This is a genomic window from Vallitalea sediminicola, from assembly GCF_054408565.1.
Window position 1 is genome coordinate 1 of sequence record NZ_BTPT01000369.1, and the last position, 247, is coordinate 247.

The 247-nt window shown below is 43.3% G+C and carries 1 protein-coding gene; it reads right to left on the minus strand.

The genetic code is table 11. The features are described 5' to 3' along the window. Positions 1 to 28: 28 nt before the first annotated feature. Positions 29 to 196 (minus strand): hypothetical protein, encoded by a 168-nt coding sequence (locus ACX6CF_RS27080; protein ID WP_458788475.1) that lies wholly within the window; start codon positions 194 to 196, stop codon positions 29 to 31. Between the last annotated feature and the right edge of the window lie 51 nt (positions 197 to 247).

Below are 247 nucleotides of genomic sequence, written 5' to 3' on the forward strand. Positions count from 1 at the left end.
CTGACTCAACTTTTGACCAAGTTTTTTCCTAACCATCTCTTTCACCTTCGTTTTTTTGAGTGATTGTCTCGTTTTCCCATGATAGTCTTTTTGCTTCATAAAATACTTCTTTCGCATAAGCTCTTCCACCTGGTGTTATAGCTTCTCCACCGGTTACGGATGCGATCGGATCGTCACACGTCTGCTGTGCAGTCACCTGTGTAGCTCTTCTGCCGTCGTTTTGTTGAATGTGTTTGTTCACTGTCTC